This window comes from uncultured Selenomonas sp. (assembly GCA_905372355.1).
Classification (GTDB): Bacteria; Bacillota; Negativicutes; order Selenomonadales; family Selenomonadaceae; genus Selenomonas.
This window is the reverse complement of record CAJPOT010000007.1, coordinates 122924-144724: the sequence shown is the minus strand read 5'-3', so window position 1 is coordinate 144724 and position 21801 is coordinate 122924. Positions and strand designations below refer to the sequence as shown.

At 58.2% G+C, this 21801-nt stretch carries 16 protein-coding genes and 1 tRNA gene; 8 read left to right on the top strand and 9 right to left on the bottom strand.

Annotated features, from left to right (window positions below):
* The first annotated feature begins 169 nt into the window (after window positions 1-169).
* From QZ177_RS06480 to QZ177_RS06470, 3 genes are all read left to right on the top strand, one after another.
* Window positions 170-787, top strand: coding sequence for a lactate utilization protein (locus tag QZ177_RS06480; protein WP_009646748.1), 618 nt, complete (start codon window positions 170-172; stop codon window positions 785-787).
* Window positions 787-2964: an L-lactate dehydrogenase (quinone) large subunit LdhH gene (gene ldhH / locus QZ177_RS06475; protein WP_294176133.1), complete on the top strand. Its 2178-nt coding sequence runs from the start codon at window positions 787-789 to the stop codon at window positions 2962-2964. The genes QZ177_RS06480 and ldhH overlap by 1 nt, the downstream gene beginning before the upstream one ends.
* Window positions 2965-3097: 133 nt before the next feature.
* A complete protein-coding gene (locus tag QZ177_RS06470) occupies window positions 3098-4738 on the top strand; it encodes an L-lactate permease (protein ID WP_265070305.1) in 1641 nt (546 codons plus the stop codon).
* A gap of 116 nt (window positions 4739-4854) precedes the next feature.
* Here QZ177_RS06470 and QZ177_RS06465 read toward each other — a convergent pair whose 3' ends face one another.
* The 8 genes from QZ177_RS06465 to glpA form a co-directional block, all read right to left on the bottom strand.
* Window positions 4855-6189: a serine hydroxymethyltransferase gene (locus QZ177_RS06465; RefSeq protein WP_294176132.1), complete on the bottom strand. Its 1335-nt coding sequence runs from the start codon at window positions 6187-6189 to the stop codon at window positions 4855-4857.
* 18 nt (window positions 6190-6207) lie between these two features.
* Window positions 6208-7467 (bottom strand): SLC13 family permease, encoded by a 1260-nt coding sequence (locus QZ177_RS06460; protein ID WP_294176131.1) that lies wholly within the window; start codon window positions 7465-7467, stop codon window positions 6208-6210.
* A gap of 241 nt (window positions 7468-7708) precedes the next feature.
* On the bottom strand, window positions 7709-9205 hold the full coding sequence (gene glpK, locus QZ177_RS06455; protein WP_294176130.1) for a glycerol kinase GlpK: 1497 nt from the start codon (window positions 9203-9205) through the stop codon (window positions 7709-7711).
* Between the two features lie 430 nt (window positions 9206-9635).
* Entirely contained in the window at window positions 9636-10364 is a 729-nt protein-coding gene (locus QZ177_RS06450) for an MIP/aquaporin family protein (protein ID WP_294176129.1), read from the bottom strand.
* Between the two features lie 11 nt (window positions 10365-10375).
* Window positions 10376-11878, bottom strand: coding sequence for a glycerol kinase GlpK (gene glpK / locus QZ177_RS06445; RefSeq protein WP_294176128.1), 1503 nt, complete (start codon window positions 11876-11878; stop codon window positions 10376-10378).
* A gap of 209 nt (window positions 11879-12087) precedes the next feature.
* On the bottom strand, window positions 12088-13314 hold the full coding sequence (locus QZ177_RS06440) for an anaerobic glycerol-3-phosphate dehydrogenase subunit C (RefSeq protein ID WP_294176127.1): 1227 nt from the start codon (window positions 13312-13314) through the stop codon (window positions 12088-12090).
* A gap of 15 nt (window positions 13315-13329) precedes the next feature.
* Window positions 13330-14556 carry an anaerobic glycerol-3-phosphate dehydrogenase subunit GlpB gene (glpB, locus tag QZ177_RS06435; RefSeq protein ID WP_294176126.1) on the bottom strand — a complete coding sequence of 409 codons (1227 nt, stop codon included), beginning with the start codon at window positions 14554-14556 and terminating at the stop codon, window positions 13330-13332.
* Window positions 14553-16160 carry an anaerobic glycerol-3-phosphate dehydrogenase subunit GlpA gene (gene glpA, locus QZ177_RS06430; RefSeq protein WP_294176125.1) on the bottom strand — a complete coding sequence of 536 codons (1608 nt, stop codon included), beginning with the start codon at window positions 16158-16160 and terminating at the stop codon, window positions 14553-14555. The genes glpB and glpA overlap by 4 nt, the downstream gene beginning before the upstream one ends.
* Before the next feature lie 353 nt (window positions 16161-16513).
* On the opposite strand from glpA, the gene QZ177_RS06425 reads away from it, so the two are divergent.
* Window positions 16514-16834, top strand: a complete 321-nt coding sequence (locus QZ177_RS06425) for a helix-turn-helix transcriptional regulator (protein ID WP_294176124.1) — start codon at window positions 16514-16516, stop codon at window positions 16832-16834.
* Window positions 16835-16970: 136 nt separating this feature from the next.
* On the opposite strand, the gene QZ177_RS06420 is transcribed toward QZ177_RS06425, so the two are convergent.
* Window positions 16971-17046, bottom strand: a tRNA-Gln gene (locus tag QZ177_RS06420).
* Between the two features lie 166 nt (window positions 17047-17212).
* Between QZ177_RS06420 and QZ177_RS06415 the strand changes: the two genes are divergently transcribed.
* The 4 genes from QZ177_RS06415 to QZ177_RS06400 all read left to right on the top strand — a co-directional run bounded on the left by QZ177_RS06415 (window position 17213) and on the right by QZ177_RS06400 (window position 21749).
* The gene (locus tag QZ177_RS06415) at window positions 17213-18322 is read left to right on the top strand and encodes a [Fe-Fe] hydrogenase large subunit C-terminal domain-containing protein (protein ID WP_294176123.1); all 1110 of its coding nucleotides are present in this window, start codon (window positions 17213-17215) and stop codon (window positions 18320-18322) included.
* Between the two features lie 235 nt (window positions 18323-18557).
* Window positions 18558-19091, top strand: coding sequence for a hypothetical protein (locus QZ177_RS06410; protein ID WP_294176122.1), 534 nt, complete (start codon window positions 18558-18560; stop codon window positions 19089-19091).
* 511 nt (window positions 19092-19602) lie between these two features.
* Window positions 19603-20154: a sigma-70 family RNA polymerase sigma factor gene (locus QZ177_RS06405; RefSeq protein ID WP_294176120.1), complete on the top strand. Its 552-nt coding sequence runs from the start codon at window positions 19603-19605 to the stop codon at window positions 20152-20154.
* A gap of 233 nt (window positions 20155-20387) precedes the next feature.
* Complete coding sequence (locus QZ177_RS06400; RefSeq protein WP_294176118.1) at window positions 20388-21749, top strand: flagellin; 1362 nt, start codon at window positions 20388-20390, stop codon at window positions 21747-21749.
* Window positions 21750-21801: the final 52 nt, after the last annotated feature.

Sequence of the window (21801 nt, the reverse complement as noted above, 5' to 3'; positions counted from 1 at the left end):
CCGACAGACAATCCAGCTTATGAAAGCCCCTTTTCCCGCCTTGCTGCGAAAAGCGCCGTGCGGGCCGCCTCCTGCACGATCTTGAGCGGCAAGCCCGGGAGAAGGGGATTTCTTAAGAAATAATATATACTATTTATTTTTAAAACAATTTAATCAAGGAGGATGGACCATGCTGAAAATCTGTCAGGATTGGCCCAAGGAAGCATTCGATGACAAACTCATCGATGCGAAATATTGGGACGATTTTGAGAAAAACGCCACTCTGGCTGCTGCGGAAGTCTTTCGCGTGAAGGATCTGGCAGCGGCGAAGGCGAAGACGGCGGAACTCATCAAGGAGTTCGAGTGTAAGAAGGTCATCGCGACGTGCGGCGACAATAATGCGGGCATCAAGAAGATCTACGAGGAGCTTTCTACGCCCGAGGTGCCGATCTATACGGACAAGTTCGAGATTGCGGAGAATGCACCGACAGCCGACCTCGGCCTTTCTGTCGCGGAATTCGGCGTCGGCGAGACGGGCGGCGTCTGTGTCGATACTTACTCCTATGAGGCGCGCGTCACGGGCATGCTGCCGCCGGTACATGCCGTATACATCAATGCAAACTATATGACGGAAAACCTCACGACGGCTTTGAAGATCATCTCGCGCGTCTACAAGCGCGGCTACGTCGGATTCATCACGGGACCGTCGCGCACGGCGGACATCGAGCGCGTGCTGACGCTCGGCGTTCATGGCCCGAGCCGCTTCTTCGTCATTGCGATCGAAAATATGGAAGGGAGTGAGGGCTGATGGCACGCGATCTGCGCAAGGAAATCAACGAAAAGCTTGAGGACCCGATTCTTCGCGGCGCTCTCGGCAAATTCGCCGAGCAGTATCCGGGCGCTCGCTTGAAGTCGTACGAAGGGTATGACATCGAGGCTCTGCGCGAGGATCTGCGCGCGATGAAGCACGATGCCGTGCAGCACATCGACCAGCTCGCCGACCAGTTCGAGGCTGCCGTCCGTGAGCGCGGTGGCGAAGTCTTCCGCGCGAAGGACGGGCAGGCGGTCAAGGACTACCTCCTCAAGATCTGCAAGGAAAATAACGTCAAGCGCATCGTCAAGTCGAAGTCCATGGCGAGTGAGGAAATCCGCCTCAACGAAGACATCGAGGCGCACGGCATTCACATCCGTGAGACGGACTTGGGCGAATGGATGCTCTCTGTCGCGGGACAGCACCCGTCGCACATGGTCATGCCGGCGATTCATTTGAATCGCGAGCAGTGCGCGGGCTTCTTCTCCAAGGAACTGAAGAAGGACATCCCAAGCGACATCCCCTTCATGGTTCAGACGGCGCGCCAGGTGCTGCGCGAAGAGTTCCTGCAGGCGGATCTCGGCTTCACGGGCGCGAACTTCGGTGTCGCCGAGAACGGTGCGACCGGTCTCGTGACGAACGAAGGAAATGCGCGCATCACGACGACTTTGCCGCGCATCAACGTCGTCCTCATTGGCTATGAGAAGCTCATCCCGAAGGTTGAAGATATTTCCAAGATTCTGCGCCTTCTGCCGCGAAATGGCACGTGTCAGAAGGCGACGAGCTACGAGACGTTCATCTCGGGGCCGACGCCCGTCATCTACAAGAAGGACGGCAAGTGGGTAGAGGAAAACCGCAAGCTCTATGTCATTCTCTTGGACAACGGCCGTTTGGACGCTGCGCGTGACCCCAAGCTCAACGAGGTCTATCAGTGCGTGCGCTGCGCCTCGTGCCTCAACGTATGTCCGATCTGGACACTCGTCGGCGGCAACGTCTACGGGCATATCTACTCGGGCGGTATCGGGGCGATTCTCACGGGTCTTTTGGACAACGGTCTCAAGGATTTCTCGAAGTTCAGCGATCTCTGCATAGGCTGCCGCAAGTGCGTGCAGATTTGCCCGGGCAAGATCCCCATCCCGGACATCATCGATGAGCTGCGCTCGAGGAACGTGAAGGAAAACGGCATGCCGTTTGCAGAAAAGACGGTGTTCCAGAACATCCTCACGAACCGCAAGGTATTCCATACGCTTCTGAGGATCGGCGCGAAGGCGCAGAAGCCGATGACGAGCGGCAAGTTCATTCGCCATCTGCCTCTGTTCTTTGCGAAGATGACGGACAACCGCAGTCTGCCCGCCATCGCCGATACGCCGTTCCGCGACCGCGCCAAGGCGCTCGAAAAGGACAACCCGCAAAATCCGAAGATGCGCGTCGTCTTCTTCACGGGCTGCAATATGGACTTCGTCTTCCCTGATTCGGCAGTCAACGCCGTGCGCGTGCTGCAGGATGCCGGCGTCGCCGTGACCTTCCCGCAGGAGCAGAGCTGCTGCGGCAAGCCTGCGATGGGCATGGGCGACCGTGATACGGGAAGGAAGCTCGCGAAGAAGAACATCGAGGCGCTTCTCGCGTCGAACCCCGATGCCATCTTCTCGGCTTGCCCGACCTGCACGGAAACCTTGGAGAAGACGTACGTCGAGATCTTCGAGGACGATCCTTCCATGCTCTCCAAGGTCAAGACGTTCGCAAGCAAGGTTCGCGAGTTCACGAGCCTCGTTGCGGAGATCTACGAGAAGGAAGGCCGCCTGATGCCGACGTCTGCCGGTGGACAGAAGGTCACGTACCACGATTCGTGCCACATCCGCCGCGGTCTCGGCATCTACAAGGAGCCGCGCGCGCTTCTGGAGGCAACGCCGGGCATCGACTTCGTCGAGATGAAGGACGCCGACCACTGCTGCGGCATGGCGGGCGCCTTCGGCGTCAAGTACGTCGAGATCTCGATGCCGCTGCTTGAGAAGAAAGTCAACAACATCAAGAACACGGGTGCCGAGGTTTGCGCGGTCGCGTGCCCGGCCTGCATGATGCAGATCGGTGGCGGTCTCGACAAGCAGGCACCGAACATCAAGGTCAAGCACGTCGCCGATATCCTTGCGGAAAATATCGCGACGCGGGGAAGATGAGCTTGATGTAGACCGCAGTTTGGCAGCGTTCGATGCTTCCTGCAGGCAGTCTGCGGGTAGCATCGAAACGACTGCGATGCCTAGGGACGCAAGTCGTCCCGAATCTTTGAAAACTGGATAGGAGTTGAAATTCATGTTAGCTTTGCTCGCAGCAGTACCTATTCTGCTGACCATCGTGCTGACCGTTGTGTTCAACATGTCAGCGAAGAAGGTTCTGCCGATCGCTTGGGCAGTCATTGTCGTCATCGGTTATTTTGCCTGGGAAATGAAGGTTTTGGATATCGCCGCGTATTCTGTGGCGGGTTTCCTCGGCTCTATTGATACGCTCCTCATCATCTTCGGCGCGATCCTGCTGATGAACATGCTGGACAAGGCGGGTGCCATGCACCGCATCCAGGGCATGTTCAACGGCATCACGGAGGATGCGCGCATCCAGCTCGTCATCGTTGGCTTTGCGTTCAGCGCCTTCATCGAGGGTGCGGCGGGCTTCGGCACGCCGGCGGCGATTGCGGCCCCTCTGCTGATCGGCTTGGGCTTTCCTCCGATGGCAGCTGCGATTTCCTGCCTCATCCTGAACTCGACGCCGGTTCCCTTCGGTGCAGCTGGCACGCCGACGAATGCGGCAGCTGACATCGTCAAGGAGATGCTGCCCACGATCGGCATCACCGACTTCGAGGCGTGGAAGCTCGGACTTTCCTTCATCTCGGCGCTCGGCATGGCCGTCGGCGCGCTCCTCATCATCTTCGTTGTCGTCGGCATCATCACGCGCATGTTCGGCAAGAACAAGTCTTTCATGGATGCCATGCCTGTGCTGCCGTTCTGCCTCTTTGCCGCTGTCGTCTTCGACATCTTCTTCCTCCTCCTTGCCAAGTTCATCGGCTCGGAGATCACGTCGCTGACGGCTGCAGCCATCACGATCTTCGTGCTCATCGGCGCAGCGAAAGCCGGCTTCCTCATGCCGAAGACGGTCTGGCGCTTTGAGAGCGATGAGAAGAAGGATAAGAAGACGGAAGATATTCCGCACATGTCGCTCTTCAAGGCTTGGATTCCGTACCTCTTCGTTTCTCTGTGGCTGATCCTCACGCGCATCCCGCAGCTCGGTCTCAAGGGACCCATCAAGAGCGTCGTCATCTCTGTCAAGGGCATCCTCGGCGTTCCGGAAGCCGCATGGAACTTCGCGATCCTCAACAACCCGGGCGTCGCGCCGTTCATCCTCATCGTTCTTCTCTCGATTCCTCTCTATGGCCTTTCTGGCACGCAGGTCAAGGAAATCTTCTCGAAGTCCGCAAACCAGGTCTATGGTGCGACCATCGCCCTGATCTTCGGCTTCGGTCTCGTCTACATGTACCGCTATTCGAGCATCAACGGCCTCGGCCTTGACTCCATGCTGCTGACGATGGCGAAGGGCGTTGCAGAGCTTGCGGGCGGCAACTACTTCTACTTCGCAACCTTCATCGGTTCGGTCGGCGCGTTCATGTTCGGTTCGAACACGGTGTCGAACATCATGTTCTCTCCGCTGCAGTTCCAGACGGCGCAGCTCCTCAACATCCCGCCGACCGTCATCCTCGCCTTGCAGAATCAGGGCGGCGCGATCGGCAACATGATCTGCATCAACAACATCGTTGCTGCTGCCGCCACGACGGGCGTCATCACGATCAAGGGTATCGAGGGCAAGCTGATCCGAACGGACATCGTGCCATGGGCGATCTACTACGTCATCTGCATCATCACGATGCTTATCGCCATGCAGCTCGGTATTGCACCGACGGTTTGACGCATCATCAGTCGCACACCATACGAAATAGAAAAGAATCCTCAAGTCTCTGGCTTGGGGATTCTTTTTGCTTCAAGCATTCAAAGGGGGAGAGAACGTCAAACGGGAGAGAGACTTCAATTTTTGAGATGGAAGAAATTCTTGATGAGGTTCTTCTTTTCCGTGGAGGCGGCCTCGTGCGCCGCGCTGCTGTTTGCACTGTTGTAGAAAGCGTGCGACCCCATCTTGCTGCTCGTCAGCCATTCCTCGGAAAAGATGGGTTTGTTCATGACAAGCGTGGCAATCTGGTTGCGGATGGATTCAAGATCTGCATCAGGCAGTTTCTTTTCCAAGGCGGTACTGAGGAGAGCGCCGATATCGGCAATCTCTTTTTCCTTCAAGGAGCGTATGGTTGGCGTCAGACTCGAAAGGCGCAGAGCGGGAAGGAAGATGTCCTTCGCCATGGTCGGTACGCGGTCTGCCTTGACCTGGAAACCGGCCTTTCCCAGATACTCCGTTATATCGATTTCCTGCAGTTCGGCAGGGAGCAGCGGCAGGACGAGATGCGTGTCCGTGCCGTCACAGAGGAGGGGGATTTCGCTCCTTTCCAAAGCATGTTCGAGCTCCTTGCTGTTGGCGAGAACTTGTTTGCCGTATTGACGAAAGGTTTCTGTTCCAGCTTCCAAGAGGGCCGCGGCCAATGCCGCCATATGATTGATATGGAGCGAGGTATGCCCCGTATTGATGACGGTTTCATCGAGCTTTTGACTGATTTCCTTCGTGGAAAGCACGATGGCGCCGTCCGGACCGTGCAGCGAATCATTCGTGGGGAACGTGACGACATCGGCAAACGGCACGGGGGAAGGAAGGAGTCCGGCCGCGACGAGTCCGACGCTCTGCCCGATGTCCACCCACAGGTATGCGCCGACTTTTCGTGCAATCTCAGAGAGGCGGCGATAATTCGCGTTGCGCGGGTAGCTGACGGGAGAGAAGATGATCAGATGAGGTTTTGTCTCATCCGCCGTCTGCTCGACCTCATCCCAGTCGAGAACTTGTTTTTTTGCGTCTATACCGAAGTTTTTGAATGTGAAGCTGAGGCCGCTGCAATGTTCTGCTTTGCGCAGATTGAAAGAAAGTACGCGGCTGTTTGGCTGCAGCAATGCGAGGCAGACGACGCGCGAAGCGGCACCGATATTGCCGAGGCGGACGATGGCATGCTCGCTGCCGAAGAGTTTTTTCGCCCGCTTGATGGCAATCTCTTCGAGATTTGTGCTGTTTGCATTCGGATTTTGTGCATCGAAGGCGCTGTTGGCGAGCAGACTGCCTTCCAGATAGTGGGCGAAGGGCGACATGGCATTGTTGTTTGGCACGAGGGAGAGCATGTAGCGCTGACGCTGGATTTCATCCTGCAGCAGGGCGAAGATTTCGGGATCGAAGGCTTGCAGTTTGCTCAATAACAGCTCTTTTTTCATATAGAAAGCTCCTTTCAGCTAAAACGGCCATACCACGGGGATGATAACAGCGCATACGATGAGAGAAAGTACAGCGAGCGGCACGCCGATCTTCACATAATCCATGAAGCGGAATTTGCCGGGGCCCAGGACCAAGGTGTTGGGCGGCGTGGCGACGGGCGTCGTGAAGGCGCAGGAGGCGGCGATGCCGATCGCCATGAGCACGGGGTGCGGCGACACGCCGATCGATTGAGCGATGGAAATGCCAATGGGGGCGAGGAGCGCCGAAGACGCCGTATTGGACATGAACTGCGTGAGTCCGCAGGAGAGCAGGAACATGGAGACGACGATCAGCATGGGCGCAGGATGCGTGCCGATGAGGTCGAGGACGCTGTGCGCGATGAGCTTTCCCGCGCCGCTCGTATCCATGGCCTTTGCCAGGGGAAGCATGCCGGAGAAAAGGAAGATCGTCGTCCAGTCAATGCCCTGATATGCCTGCTTTTCCGACACGCATCCCGTGAGCACGCAGGCGAGGGCACCGACGATCGCCGAGGTCTGCATGGGGACGTGGATCTGCTTTTCGAGCACCATCGCGATGACCGTGGCGATGAGGATCGCCGCGCAGATGATCATCTTCCGCGCATCTTTGGGTGCTTCGGAAGATTTGTCGTCCATCTCGCTTTCTGACATAGTGTGCGGGCAGAGGCGACTGCCGATGAATACCATGTAGAGCACGCCGATGATGGATAAGGGGATGCCAATCCAAGCGAACTCGAAGAAGCCGAAGGGCGTCAGGCCGTTCGCGTCCAAGGTTGCGCTCATCAAGATGTTCGGCGGTGTGCCGATCATCGTGATCGTGCCGCCAACGTTCGCAGCGATGGCGAGTGCCATGAGCTGAGGGGCGACGGGAAGCCGCGCGGCGGCGCAGATCTGCATGACGACGGGAATCAGGCAGGCGACGGTCGCCGTGTTTGACGAAACCGAGGACAGGGCGATCGTTATGACCATCAAGGCGATCATCAGCTTCTTTTCGTCCGTACCCGATTTTTTTACAACCTCTACGCCGATTTTCTGTGCAAGCCCCGTCTGGAACATTGCCGCGCCGATGACGAACATGCCCGCGAACAATACGACGGTGGAATTCGACAGGCCGGAAAATACTTCGGCGGGAGTCAGCACGCCGAGAAAGCCCAGTGCGATTGCCGCTCCCATCGCCGTCACCGCCAGCGGGATGATTTCCGTGGCGAAGAAGAAGGCGGCAATGCCGAGTACCGCCAAGGTCAATGTTGCTGCATCCATTTTCTTATCATCTCCTCTTCTGAAAGGTACATCTTTATGGACGCTTTTCTGAGTAGTTATATCCTTCTGTTTTTTCTGAACATATCCTGCCTGATTTGGGAATCATATCCTATGAAATATCTTTATAAGATAATAACTAAAAAGAATTATTTTGTATAAGAACATCTTTCTTCCTATAAAATAGAAATAAGACTGCATTTCATCAACAAGGTGAGAGAATGCAGTCTTTGAGATTGTTTGCTCAGCCCTGCCAGCCCATGGCGTGGGAGACGGCGTTCTGCCAGCCGTCGTAGAGGTGTTCGCGCTCTTCTTTGCTGAAGTGGGGCAGGAAGCAGGCGTCCTCTCGCCAGAGGGAGGCGAGCTCGTCGGTGCTCTGCCATATCCCTGCCGCGAGGCCTGCCATGTAGGCGGCGCCGAGCGCCGTCGTCTCGCTTTCGACGGGGCGGCGCACGGGAAGGCCGAGGATGCCCGCCTGCATCTGCATGAGCAGATTGTTGCGGCTCGCGCCGCCCGATACGCGAAGCTCCTCGATGGGAAGAGCCGCATCCGAGCGGATCGCTTCGTAGACGTCGCGCACCTGGTATGCCATGGCGGCGAGCGCCGCGCGAACGAGATGAGCGCGGCGCGTGTCCTCAGAAAGCCCGATGAGCATGCCGCGCGTCTCGCTGTCCCAATAGGGTGCGGAAAGGCCGCGGAAGGCAGGTACGAAGTAGACGCCCGCCGTGTCCGTGACGCGCTTGGCGATCCATTCGGATTCTTCGAGCGAGTCGAGGATCTTGAGTCCGCGCCGCAGCCATTCGAGTGCGACGCCTGCCACGAAGATGCTGCCTTCGAGCGCGTAAGTGACATGATCGCCGAGCTTCCAGGCGACGGTGGCGTTGAGTCCGTTGTGCGACTGCACGTAGCGATCGCCCGTGTTGAGGAGGAAGAAAGAGCCTTCTCCGTAAGTGTTCTTCGCCGTGCTAGGAGTGAAGCAGCACTGTCCGAAGAGGTCGGCCTGCTGGTTGCCGAGGATGCCGCTGATGGGAATCTCCGTGCCGAATACAGCGGGCGAGGTCATGCCGTATTCGTGTGAGGATGGATGAATCTCCGGCATGAGGGCGTGCGGGATGCGCGTATGCTGCAGGAGCGTCTCGTCCCATGTGCCATGTGCGAGGTGGTAGAGCATTGTGCGCGAGGCATTCGAGTCGTCCGTCGCGTGCACCTTGCCGCCCGTGAGCTTCCACAGAAGCCAGCTGTCGATCGTGCCGAAGGCGAGGTCGCCTTTTTCCGCCAGCTCGCGTGCGCCGGGTACGTTGTCGAGAAGCCAGCAGATTTTGCTGACGGAGAAATACGGCGAGAGCACCATCGCCGTGTTCTGACGGAACTCTTCCAGGAGATCGGCGTTCTTGCGGAAGCGCTCGACAATCTCCTTCGACTGCATCGACTGCCAGCTGATGGCGTGGTGAATCGGCCGCCCCGTATGGCGATTCCAGATCACCGTCGTCTCGCGCTGATTCGTGATGCCGATCGCCGCGATTTCCGACTTTTTGATGCCCGCCTCGCGAATCGCCTGCTCCGCCGTCTGAATTTGCACCGCCCAGATCTCATCTGCATCCTGCTCGACCCAGCCGGGCTGCGGGTGATAGACGCTTAATTCCTTCTTCACGAGGGCGACGAGATTCGCCCGTTCATCAAAAATCGCCGTGCGGTTCTTCACCGTGCCCGAATCGAGTGCAAGGATGTATCTCCTGCGCATAGGAAAAGCCCCCTTCCGTATGATGCCGTCACAGACATTATATCATAGGAAGGGGGCTTTGTGGTTTTTATGTGCAACGAGACGATATTATATACGCATAGAGGATTTGACGTATATCGTATCCCATTGTATAATAAGTGTAGAAGAAGGTGCTACTGGTAAACGGTCAGCCCCTCGTGAAGATTGAGTAAGAAACCCCGCCTACAGTTGTGAGCCGAAGGCGGGGTTTCTTATTTTGCCTTTAACGCAACGATGGAAATCGTTACGAGGAAAACGAACGACAAAAAATCGTACAGTTCCATAAGCAGCGCCCCCTTTCAGGGGCTAAGAATCGACCGCCTACCGTTCTAGCAGCACCAACTATATTATAACATATAGTTGGTCTTAGGTCTGTTCTTTTTTCTGCAAGGGAGAAATTTGGCTATACCTCTTACAGCATGCCGATGCCGTGCGCTACGAAGTAGGCGGCGGCGGCGCCGGCGAGGGGGGCGACGACGGGAATCCAGCCGTAGGCGAAGTCGCTGCCGCCCTTGCCCGCGATGGGCAGGAGGAAGTGGGCGAGGCGAGGACCGAGGTCGCGCGCAGGATTCATCGCGTAGCCCGTGGGGCCGCCGAGGCTCAAACCGAGGCCGACGATGAGGATGCCGACGATGTACGGACCGTAGCCGGGTACGAACGGGCCGTTGACTTTGGCAAAGATTGCCCAGATCATGAAGAGCAGAAAGAAGGTTGCGATAAACTCGCAGAGGAAGTTCTTCCAAGCGCAGCGAATCGCGGGCGCCGTGCAGAAGAGGCCGAGCTTCGTCGCCTTGTCCTGCGTCTTTTCAAAATGGGGCAGATAGGCGAGCCAGACGATGGCGGCGCCTGCGATACCGCCGAGAATCTGGATGACGGAAGTCGCGAGGAACTGCTGGAAGTTGTAGACGCCGGCAAGCATTTTGCCGATGGTGACGGCAGGATTGAGGTCAGCCTGCGGCGCACCGAGCGAGATGGCGGTGAATACGCCGAAGGTCACGGCAAAGCCCCAGCCAAAGACGATGCAGATCCAGCCGCCTCCCTTGCCCTTGGAGCTTTCGAGGGAGCATGTGGCGCAAACGCCGCAGCCGAAGACGATAAGGACCAGCGTGCCGAAAAATTCGCCGAGAAGATTATCGTACATCGTACATCCTCCTATTCTTCATCCGCGAGCCAGTTCGCGGCGTGCTTGACAGCCTTCCTCCAGCCCTTGTAGAGCTTGTCCGCATCTTTCTTGTCAAGGGCGGGCGTAAACCGCGTGTCGAGCTGCCAGCTCTTCTTCAGCTCTTCCTTCGACGCCCAGACGCCTGTGGCAAGACCTGCGAGGTAGGCGGCGCCCAAGGCAGTCGTCTCCGTGATCTGCGGGCGGTCGACGGGAACGCCGAGGAGGTCGGCCTGGAACTGCATGAGGAGGTTGTTGGCTACAGCGCCGCCGTCTACCTTGAGCGTGGCGAGACGGTTGCCCGAGTCGGCTTCCATCGCGCCGAGCACGTCGCGTGTCTGATAGGCGAGGGAGTCGAGCGTGGCGCGAACGATGTGCGCCTTCGTCGTGCCGCGCGTGAGGCCGATGATCATGCCGCGTGCATTCATATCCCAATACGGTGCGCCGAGTCCGACGAAGGCAGGCACCATGTAGACGCCGCCGGCATCGGGAACTTTTTTCGCAACCCATTCGGAGTCGGGGGCGGAGTCAACGAGACGCAGACCGTCGCGCAGCCATTGGATGGCGGAACCGCCGACGAAGATCGAGCCTTCAAGTGCATATTCGACCTTGCCGTCAAGTCCCCAGGCAATGGTCGTCACGAGGCCGTTCTTCGACATGCAAAGATCTTCGCCCGTGTTCATGAGCAGGAAGCAGCCCGTGCCGTAGGTGTTCTTCGCCTCGCCGGGGGAGAAGCAGTTCTGACCGAAGAGTGCCGACTGCTGGTCGCCCGCCATGCCTGCGACGGGAACGGAAGCGCCGATGATAGAAGGAATGGTGTGCCCATAGACCTCGCTCGAAGGGCGAACCTCGGGCAGGAGGCTCTTCGGCACGGTCAGGTGCTTCAGGAGTGCCTCGTCCCATTCGAGCGTCTTGATGTTGAACATCAAGGTGCGCGAAGCGTTCGAGTAGTCCGTCTTGTGCTCCTTGCCGCCCGTGAGCTTCCAAAGAAGCCATGTGTCGATCGTGCCGAAGGCAAGCTCACCCTTTTCCGCGCGTGCGCGTGCGCCTTCCACATGGTCGAGGATCCACTTGACCTTCGTGCCCGAGAAGTAGGCGTCGATGACGAGTCCCGTCTTCTCCTTGAACTCATCGACGAGACCTTGACGCTTGAGATCTTCGCAGATGTCCGCCGTCTGGCGCGACTGCCAGACGATGGCATTGTAGATCGGCCGTCCCGTCGTCCTGTCCCAGATGACCGCCGTCTCGCGCTGGTTCGTGATGCCGATGGCGGCGATGTCACTCGCGACGAGTCCCGACTGCTCGAGAGCTTCTCGCATGACTTCGTGCATGGAGCTCCAGATCTCTTCCGCGTCGTGCTCGACCCAGCCGGGCTGCGGGAAATGCTGCGTGAACTCCTTCTGCGCGACGCCGACGATCTTGGAATCCACATCGAAGATGATGGCGCGGTTGCTCGTCGTGCCGGCGTCAAGCGCCATGACGTATTCCTGTCCCATATTGCCACTCCTTTTCGTTCGTTTCTCGACTCTGTTCCCCTTGCCCAGCGCCGTATTGCTGCATCGCCGGGCAGACCTCGTTGGATGAAACTGTGTGGTGATGCCTTCTTCGCGTTTCTTGATGACCGCCTCCCTTCCGGGTGAGATTTCTTCCCTGACGGCTCGTCATGTCGGGCTGCGGGGGACTTGAGGAAGCGAGGATTGCTTCCTTATTTATATCCATACGCTTGCGCGAGGATTTCGATGGGGTGGCACGTCGCCTTGCCCGAGCCGTGGCGGATCTGCAGGCGGCAGGTGCCGCAGTCGGAGACGACGGTGTCAGCGCCGACCTCGGCGATGCGCTCGAAGACCTTCTCGCCGACCTTCATGGAGATCTCGTACTTGTCGCCCTTGAAGCCGAAGCTTCCCGACATGCCGCAGCAGCCGGCAGCGAGGTTTTCGATGGAAAGGCCGGGGATGCGCTGCAGGAAGTTGAAGGACGGCAGCCCGATGCCCTGGGCGCGCAGATGGCACGGCGCATGATAGGAAAAACGCCGCTCGATGGGGGCGAAGTCCTCGCTGAGTTCGCCGCGCTCCTCCATGATGTCGAGGAACTCGAAGGCGTCGTAAATGCCCGAGGAAATCTCGCGCATTTCGGGGTCTTCGAAAAGCTCGTGGTACTCGCTCTTGAGCATCAAAGAGCAGCTCGTGCAGCAGGCGACGACGGGAATGCCCTTCGCCTTCCAAGCGAGGATGCGCTCGGCGTTCTTCTTCGCGTTCTCGTGCGCCTCGTCGAGGTAGCCCGAGGCGACCATGGGAGCGCCGCAGCAGATGAAGGATTTGTCCGTGATGACCTCATAGCCGTTCTTCTGCATGACGTTGATGAAGGCGCGGCCGATCTCCGGCTCGTAGTCGTTGATGTAGCAGCCCGGATAGAAGACGACCTTCTTCTCCGACGGCTTCTGCTCCATCTTGGCGAAGATGCTGTAGAAAGAATCAGGCGCGAAGGCGGGCATATCGCGCTCGCCTGCGATGCCGACGGCGGCGAAGACGCCGAGCGCCTTGCCGATCTTCATGCCGATGTTGGCGCATGTTGCGCCAAAGGGCAGGGAGCGCACGAGCTTTGCCATGCGCTCGCCGTGCGCGAGCATGTCGTCCCTCTGCGAGTGCTTGTGCGTGCGGTAGTATTCGCCGCGCTGCAGCATGTTGAGCGTTGCGACGCGCACGCCTGAGGGACAGGTGATCTCGCAGTTTTTGCAGTTCGAGCAGTACTCGAGACTGCGCTCAATATCGTCCTCGGCGAACTTCATGCGGCTGTGTGCGGGACCCGTGAGCTTCGGGCCGGCAAAGGCGCGCGTGGCCTCCGTCACGGGGCAGTTCGCGATGCAGCAGGTGCAGGCGATGCAGTGGTCGGCGGTGTCCGGCGTGTTTTCATGCAGTTCAAAAGTTTTTTCCATCAAATTCCGCTCCTTTCACGCCTGTGCCGCTTTGTAGGCCGACGCCAGCGCCACGCCGTTGCCTGAATGCTCGCGACAGAAGTCGCATCCCGCAAGCTCGCGCCCGATGACGTGGACATTTTCGAAGACGAGTGCGCCTCTTTCATCGACGGGGCGAAGCATCTCGTCCGTGCGGACGCCCGCCTTCATGAAGGGCTGCGCATCAAAGATGTCGGCAGCCGTCCACTTCTCGGGGTCTTTTTCGCACGCGACGGGCAGGTTGAAGATCGGCTCATAGGCTTCCCCGGGATTCTCGGAGATGAGTCCGGCGCTGTAAAAGCCGCCCGTCGCGAGGATGAACTTCTCGGCGCGGTAGTCCTTCTCGTGGACGCCTGTTACGCGGATGGAAAGGCAGCGCTTGCCGTCCGCCGAAAAGCCCGTGACGCGGGCGTTTTCGAAGAATTCGACGCCCATGCGGCGCGCCGCCTTCATGAGCACATCACGCAGGCGCATGCCGTTCGCCGAGGGCGGCATGGCGGTCGTCTCAAGGATCTTTCCTTTCATCGCCGCCTGTAGCTTCTTGCAGACCCTTTGTCCACGCACGCCGATGATCTGCGGGAAGATGAAGACGCGGTTTGCGCCGTCCTCGGCGGCGAGTTGGCGGCTGACCGTCGTTGCACCGTCGCCCTCAAGCCAGCGTGCGGCGTCGAGGATCGAGAGATCGCGCTCGGCGACGGCTTCAGGCATGACCTCGAACGTGCGGATGCTCGAAGCTTCCTTGAGCGCATCGGCGAGGTTCGCCGCGATCATCTCGGGGTAGCAGTCCTTGAGCCCCTTGACGCCGACGACGATGACGTCCTTGCCGGTGAAGTCCGGCGCCTGCATGGATGAAGGCACAAGACACGAGGGCTTCAAGGTGCCGACGGGCGTCACAGCGGATTGTTGCTCATGCAGGCTGCCGCAGTAGGGGAAGCCCTCCTCTTCCATGAGCTTGAGGAAGAAGCCGGCGGCCTCCTCGATGGAAGCGTTGCCGATTCTATGGTAAGGATGCTCGGCGGGCAGCTGCTCGATCGCCGTCAGGGGATCCTTCACCCATGTGCGTGCTTCGTCGTAGCCGAGGAGGTCGATGAGTCCGCTGTTCAAGGGGAAAGAACCCGAGCCGTAGAGGAATACGCTCGCTTTTTTGCCGTTCTTGGCGCAGACGATGGCGGCCATGAGACCGGCAAAGCCGCCGCCGATGATTGCTACGTCCCGTTGTTTCATGCTTTCTTGCCTCCATTGACATTAAAGGAAAGCTCGTAGAGAGCTCGCGTCATCTCCGTCTCGCGGATGTTGCGCCCCATGAGGACGGGACGCACGCCCTTCCAGCGACCCTGCAAAAAGCCCTTGAGCTGGCCGAGCGAATCTTTCGCGCCCGCTGTGCTGCCGACGCGTCCGAAGATGCCGGCGGCGCGAAGGCTGCAGAAATTGCCCTGGCACGTGCCCATGCCAAGGCGCGTGCGGCGTCGGATGTCGTTGATGATGTGGCTGTCCGCGCTCTTGGCGATCTCTTCGATCTCTGCGAGCGTGATGTTCTCGCATTCGCATACGAGCGCGCGCGACTCCGGCTCCTCTTCGAGGCGCTTGGCGACGCGCTCGAAGGCGTCGGGGCCGAGGCGCGTCGCCGCGAGGTTCGTGCCGAAGGACGGGAAGTACTTCGCCGCCTTCTTCTTCGCCTCCTCGCTGACCTCGGGCACGAGCGGCTCGTCGGCCGTGCGGCACGGCGTCTTGACGCCAAGCTTCTCGGCGATCTGGTCGCTGATGCGCTCCGCCATCAGACGGTACGTCGTGAACTTGCCGCCGACGATCGTCATCATGCCCTTGAGCCCGTCTTTTTCGTGGTCGAGAATCACGAAGCCGCGCGACGCGCCGCGCCCCGATGCGCCCGGCTGCTTGTAGAGCGGGCGCGAGCCAGCGAAAGCGCGCAGAATGCGGTAGTGGCGCAGATCCTCGAAGGTCTGTTCGCCGATCTTCATCAATGCCTCGATCTCCTCGTAGGACGAGCTCGTGTCCTCGGGATCGTCGATGCTCATCGACGTCGTGCCGAGGATCGTGATCGAGCCGTGCGGCACGAAGATGTCGCCGTCCGACGGCTTGTGCAGGCGATTGACGACGTGGTTCGCGAGGCGCTGGTTGAAAGCGATGAGCGTGCCCTTGTCGGGCTGCACGGGGACGTTGAGTCCCGCAAGCTCGGCGACCTTCTCGCACCAGCCGCCCGCCGCATTGACGAGGATGTCGCAGGCGATCGAGTATTCCTCGCCCGAGAAGCGATTGCGCACGCGCACGCCTTCGAGTTCGCCGTTCTTCTGCAAGATGCCGACGACTTCGGCGTACGTCTTGTAGCGCCCGCCGTAGCGTACGGCGGAAGCGACGTTCTGGCACGACATGCGGAAACCGTCGATTGCCGCGTCGGGCACGGCGTAGGCCGAGACGATATGACGCGACAGGCGCGGCTCCATGCGGAACGCTTCGTCGAGCGTCAAGGGGCGCGCCTCGATGCCGCTCGCCCGACAGCCCTCGACCCAGCTCGCCTCGAAGTCCGCATCGTCCGAGTCGAGACGCACGAACATGCCGCCGATCGGCTCGACGCACGACGTGCCGATCTTTCGGAGGATCGTGTTCTCCTCGATGCACTCCTTTGCAGCCTCCTGATCCTTGACGGCGTAGCGTCCGCCGCTGTGCAGAAGACCGTGGTAGCGCGAACTCGCGCCGTTGACGAGATCTTCCTTTTCGAGGAGCAGCACGTCGATGCCGCGCATGGCGAGATCGCGCAGGATGCCGACGCCCGTGGCTCCTCCTCCGATGACGACGACCGTTGCCTTCTCCATATCGTTCTCCTTTCTTCAAAAGCACGGATAAGATGAAGCCTCTCCGTGTCTGCCGATCTGCCCGAGCGCTGCCGCACATCGCTGTGCTCTGGATTTGCACCGCGCAGGAAATATTCTTGGATATGAAACGAAATTTTACCACGAATTGACAAACAATACGATTTTTCGTTTCCAAGAGACGCAAAAGTCTCTTTTTCTTGACAAGTTCATGGTATCATAAATTTTCAGATTTATCAATATAAAATCGAGGGATTTCCAACGAAAAAAGAAAATTATTGCAGTGACATTTTCTTTTTTCTTTTTTGCCTGTATAATGGCTATGGAATCAAAGGATGCAAAAAGGAGGCGAAAGCGTGACGCGTGAGGACTATGTCAAGTCGCTGATCAAATCGAACGGCTGCAATCTCAAGGAATTCGCGGCGAAGATCCACATGCCGTACACGACGCTTCTTTCCATATTGAATGGCTCCATCGGCGGCGCGGCGATGGACAACGTGCTGAAGATCTGCCGTGCGCTCGATCTGACCGTCGAAGAGCTCAACAATATCGTCGCGAAGTCCGCACCTGCGCGTGGGCAGGAAGCGGACGGCATCGACCCGCATTTATTGGAGTTGATCCGCCAGCTGCCGATGGAAAAGCAGCTGGCGCTGAAGCTGCTCTTGGCAGATATGTGAAGGTGCAGCAGGAAGGAAAATCCTTCGTGAAGAATCTGCGCTCTTGAAAGCTGCTGTGCTCCCTGAAAGAGCGGGCAGCTTCTTTTTGCGTCGTTTTCGGGCACAAAAAAACGCCGCAGATGCGGCGTGATTTGCATGGCTGGGGTAGCTGGACTCGAACCAACGCATGCGGGATTCAGAATCCCGTGCCTTACCAACTTGGCGATACCCCATTGACGAGCGTTGCTGTCAACGTTGACTATTATAGGAGAAAATACGTATACTGTCAATCCCTTTTTTATAAAAATTTATGATTCAAAGATTCTTTGGCTGACAGGAATATAAAAACAAGCTATAATATAACTGGAGGGAATGGCACAGAAAAGGGGAGGATTCTTCATGCAGACAATCGAGGATTTCTACCGTGAAGCGCTGAAAAAGGCCACAGGGCGAGAGGAGTTCGAGTACGATCCCGAGCAGCTCAACTGTCTTTTCCATCCGACAGTGCATGAGCCGGTCTGGGGCGAGGAAAAGCTTTCGGACGAAGGGCAGAAGAAAGCGCTCACGAAGGATGCGCATGCCGTCTTGGAAGATGTCCTCGCGGGCAAGCGGGTGGGGCGCAAGGCGTACATCCTGCTCGCGCCGGCGTTCCTCGGACAGTATCACGATGTCAAGACGGGACAGATCCGCAACGCCTTCCGCAAGATGGGGTTCGACGGCCTCGTTGAGGTCGCGCTCTTCGCCGACATCCTGACGCTCAAGGAAGCCTTGGAGTTCGACCGCAACATTCAGTCGGAGTCGGATTACATGCTCACGAGCTGCTGTTGTCCCATGTGGGTGGCGATGATCAAGAAGAGTTTTAGGCATCTCATGCCGCATGTGCCGCCGTCCGTCTCGCCGATGATCGCTGCAGGACGCACGGTGAAGAAGCTCTATCCTGACGCCTTGACCGTGTTTTTAGGGCCGTGCATGGCAAAGAAGACGGAGGCGAAGGATCCTGACCTCGTTGGCGCCATCGACCATGTGCTGACGTTCCAGGAGTGCAAGGACATCTTTGACCGCCTCGGCATTCATCCGCAGGATCAGTCGGACAAGAAGCGCGTTTACTCGTCGGAAGCGGGACGCATCTACGCCTACGCGGGCGGCGTATCCCAGGCGGTGCAGATGACGCTCGACCGGCTGAGTCCCGAGCGTGCGATCAAGGTGCGCTCGCGCCACGCGAACGGCGTCGCCGAGTGCAAGCAGATGCTCAACGATCTCATGGAAGGAGAGGTCAAAGCGAACTTCTTCGAGGGTATGGGCTGTGCGGGCGGCTGCGTCGGCGGCCCGAAGAAGCTCATTCCGCAGGAAGAGGCGAAGGAGCATGTCAAGGCGTACGGCAAGCGCTCGCCGTACCGCACGCCGCTCGACAATCCCTACGTCTTGGAGCTTCTGACGCGCCTCGGCTTCTACACGCTCGAAGGGCTGTTGTACGACGAGACCTTCTTTTCAAGGAAGCGCTTTGCCTGACGAAGGAAGCAGTCGAAAACTGAGGATGGGACGGTGTATATGCCGCATTCGGCATATACACCGTCTTTTTGTGCCGCGATATCCTCCGAATCTGTCTTGCCGCCGTTTGTAGCGGGCGGCAGCTGCAGGAAATATTTCAAGAGGAGCGCTGCATGAGAACACTTGCCAAACGTATGTTCTATATGCTATACTGATTTAGCGAACAGATGTTTGGATAAGATGGGAGGAAGAAGGAATGAAGCATTGGGATTTGCCTGAGGATTGGGAGATCGAGGCGGCGCTGCCCGAATATGTCGATGGGGAGGGCGACGCCACGCGCCTTTTCTTGGCGGACGGTACGGATCGTCTCGTGCGGGCGCGTCTGCGCACTGTGCTGGAGCGTTTGGCAAGGCGTCATTGCCGTTCTCTGCCGCTATTGCGTGCGTGGGCGAAGGAGCGCACGGCGCTTGCGCAGACGGCGCCCTTGGCGATTGCATCGGAACTCGTGCTCGTGCCCTTTCGCGCACGGCGGCCGCGCATTCGAGGCGATGCGGCGATGGGCGTCGTGAATGCCATGCACGCGCAGCTCGTTCGCGCTGAAGAGTCGGCTGAGATCGAGCTTTCCTGTGGTAGGCGCATCCGTGCGCTTTGGGGCGCGGCAACCCTCGCCGCCCATCTTCGCGCGGCGGAAATCCTGCGTCAAGACCTCGATGCAAAGACCGAAGCTGCCGTACTGCGCCGTCTCTTCTGGCAGAAGGCATGGAATCGTGCCGCTTTAGGGAAGCACTGATAAATTCAGCCACCCATCTTCACGCATCTGCACTGTCCTCTCGTCGTCGACAAATCCTCGACGTAGCACCGCTACGCCTGCGGTTTGTCTCCTCGATAGATACAGCGCATCTGCGCAAATCTGGGCGACTTCATTTTATCAGCGTTTCCCTAGGAAGGAAATAGAAGAAAATGAAAGAACGTGCGTAGAGCGCCGCAGCGAAATGGGCTGCGGCGCTCTTTGCTGTATGGCGTGAAGAATAGAAAAGCCCCCCAAGCTAGCACCTTGGGGGGCTTTTCGCGTACCGAATTTGATCACAACGTTTGCCACCCACAGTATAACATATTCCGTAATCGCATGCAAGGCACACGCGTCGTCTTCTCCTGTCGCCGTTCGTGTACGCGTCGTTCCTCCCAAACTTCCCAGCGAGTCAACCATCACTCGGCTTTTGCGCCCGCCGCATCCTCTTCGCTACAATAGCGGCAAGCGCTAATACATAGAGGAACCGGTTCCTCGCCCAAGGGTGAGGAAAATGACGATCAACGAAATGGTTTTGCAGTCGCAGAGGGGAAATGGCGAAGTTCTGGCAGAGCTTTGCGAGAAGTTTCAGAGGATGTTCTTTCGCGCGGCGCGACAGCGCCATCTGCGCACCGTATTTGAGGACGCTTTGCAGGCGGCACGCGAGAGCTTCCTGCGCGCCGTGCGCGATTTCGACGCGGCGCTCGGCGTGCCGTTCGAGGGCTTTGCCAAGCGCCGCGTCTACGGCGATCTGCATACGTTCTTCCGCCGCGAGCGCGCCTATTGGCAGCGCGAGGTGCATCCGGGAAATGACGAGGAGGGCAAGAGCTTCTGGGAGTCTGTCGTAGATGAAGCCGCAGGCGGCACAGCTGCAGACTTCGCGCTCAAGGATGCGCTCTTCGCTGCGATGAGGACGCTGTCGGAGCGCGAGAAGGAGCTTCTGTCGCTCGTCTATCTTGCGGATTGGAGTCTCAAGGAAGCCGCAGCGAAGCTCGGCCTCAGCGCCGCTTATGCCGCCGTGGTCAAGCGGCGTGCGCTGCAGAAGATGAAGAAGCTGCTCGTGTGATCGGAGAATATGGGAAAACGGCGAAAGGTCAGCGCCTTCGGCTTGACCTCTTGGGGCTTCATGGCAAAAAAAATCATCGCTTTGCTTAAGGAAAATGGAGGAAGCTACGATATAATTGCTGTAAAGTGATAGGGAGGTCGGCGGAGACCTCTGGGCATATCAGGGAAGACAGTCGCAGCGTAAGGAAGCGCGTTTCTTTGGCTGTGGCGTCAATGATCAGGGAGGTTTTTGCTGTGCCACTAGTAGTAAAGAACAATATGCAGGCAGCGAACACGCTGAACACGCTGAACAAGAACGAGAAAGACCGTGCGAAGAGCCTTGCGCAGGTTTCCTCAGGCATGAAGATCACGAGCGCCGGCGACGATCCCTCGGGCCTGTCGATCTCTGAGCGCATGCGCGTGCAGATTCGTGCGCTCGATCAGGACAACCAGAACACGCAGAACGGCAACAGCATGATGAAGGTCGCCGAGGGCGCTGTCGCCTCGACCGTCGAGATTTTGCGCACGCTCAAGGAAAAGTGCATCAATGCGGCGAACGACACGAACACGGACGATGACCGCGCGACGATTCAGAAGGAAATGGACGCGATGGTCGATCAGATCAACGACAACGCGAACATCCAGTACAACGGCAAGATTCTGATGAGCGGCACGTACAATAACCAGGTGCTCCCAGATGGTGGCGGCACGAAATCCTCTTGGGCGAATCAGTCGTTTGCCGAGGGGACGAATCCGTCGGGTACGGCATTGACCAATTACAAGGATCGTAATGGGAATAGTTTGGGGATTTTGCCAACGGACTGGATGACTGTTTCCTATGTCAAAGATGGCAAGACATACGAGAAGACGTTCCGCGTCGGAAGCTTTAACTTGACGGCTTGTTTTACTAATACTGCAAGTGGAACTGGAAAGTTTGTTCCAGATCCGGGCAATACGGATTTGGAGGCTTATCAAGGCCCGGCACCTAATGGATTGTCCAAGGTTGGTATTGATCAATATGGACATGATGTTGTTACAGCGGACGGCAAGGATGCTCTGACGATTCGCGCGAAGAATGGCGGCACGACGGGTCAGATTGGCGGCGTGACCTTCTGCCTGACCGATTCACAGGGCAATATCAAGAAAGCGCAGAACAATATGTTCGACAAATTCCAGATGACAGTGCGCGCCCAAGATCCGACGCCCGACAACGCCATGGTCTTCCAGATCGGCACGCGTTCGAACCAGGCGGTCAAGGTCGGCTTCACCGACATGCACGCGAAGGCACTCGGCATGATGGGGTCTGACTCGAAGGCGATCCAGGTCACGACGCGTGCACGCGCCAATGCGGCGGTCAACGTCATTGAGAATGCCATCGGCATGTGCCTCGACCAGCAGACAGTGCTTGGCGCAGCGCAGGCTCGCCTGCAGTTCACGTCGTCGAACATCATCACGGCGAGCGAGAACACGCAGAATGCCGAGTCGACGATCCGCGACGCTGATATGGCGAAGGCGATGACGGACTACACGAAGAGCAATATCCTCACGCAGACGGCGCAGGCAATGCTCGCACAGGCGAACCAGTCGTCGAGCGGCGTGCTGAGCTTGCTGCAGTAAGATACAGGTGGCTTTTGCCGCCTCAATGCCCTGCCGAGGCAGGAGTCGAGAA

Bases quoted from the DNA above. Each gene is read 5' to 3' on its own strand.
- QZ177_RS06410 (WP_294176122.1), top strand. From the start codon at position 18,558: ATGAAGCATTGGGATTTGCCTGAGGATTGGGAGATCGAGGCGGCGCTG.
- QZ177_RS06465 (WP_294176132.1), bottom strand. From the start codon at position 6,189: ATGAAAAAAGAGCTGTTATTGAGCAAACTGCAAGCCTTCGATCCCGAA.
- QZ177_RS06470 (WP_265070305.1), top strand. From the start codon at position 3,098: ATGTTAGCTTTGCTCGCAGCAGTACCTATTCTGCTGACCATCGTGCTG.
- QZ177_RS06480 (WP_009646748.1), top strand. From the start codon at position 170: ATGCTGAAAATCTGTCAGGATTGGCCCAAGGAAGCATTCGATGACAAA.
- glpA (WP_294176125.1), bottom strand. From the start codon at position 16,160: ATGGAGAAGGCAACGGTCGTCGTCATCGGAGGAGGAGCCACGGGCGTC.
- QZ177_RS06460 (WP_294176131.1), bottom strand. From the start codon at position 7,467: ATGGATGCAGCAACATTGACCTTGGCGGTACTCGGCATTGCCGCCTTC.
- QZ177_RS06450 (WP_294176129.1), bottom strand. From the start codon at position 10,364: ATGTACGATAATCTTCTCGGCGAATTTTTCGGCACGCTGGTCCTTATC.
- glpB (WP_294176126.1), bottom strand. From the start codon at position 14,556: ATGAAACAACGGGACGTAGCAATCATCGGCGGCGGCTTTGCCGGTCTC.
- QZ177_RS06405 (WP_294176120.1), top strand. From the start codon at position 19,603: ATGACGATCAACGAAATGGTTTTGCAGTCGCAGAGGGGAAATGGCGAA.
- ldhH (WP_294176133.1), top strand. From the start codon at position 787: ATGGCACGCGATCTGCGCAAGGAAATCAACGAAAAGCTTGAGGACCCG.
- QZ177_RS06440 (WP_294176127.1), bottom strand. From the start codon at position 13,314: ATGGAAAAAACTTTTGAACTGCATGAAAACACGCCGGACACCGCCGAC.
- QZ177_RS06415 (WP_294176123.1), top strand. From the start codon at position 17,213: ATGCAGACAATCGAGGATTTCTACCGTGAAGCGCTGAAAAAGGCCACA.
- glpK (WP_294176128.1), bottom strand. From the start codon at position 11,878: ATGGGACAGGAATACGTCATGGCGCTTGACGCCGGCACGACGAGCAAC.
- glpK (WP_294176130.1), bottom strand. From the start codon at position 9,205: ATGCGCAGGAGATACATCCTTGCACTCGATTCGGGCACGGTGAAGAAC.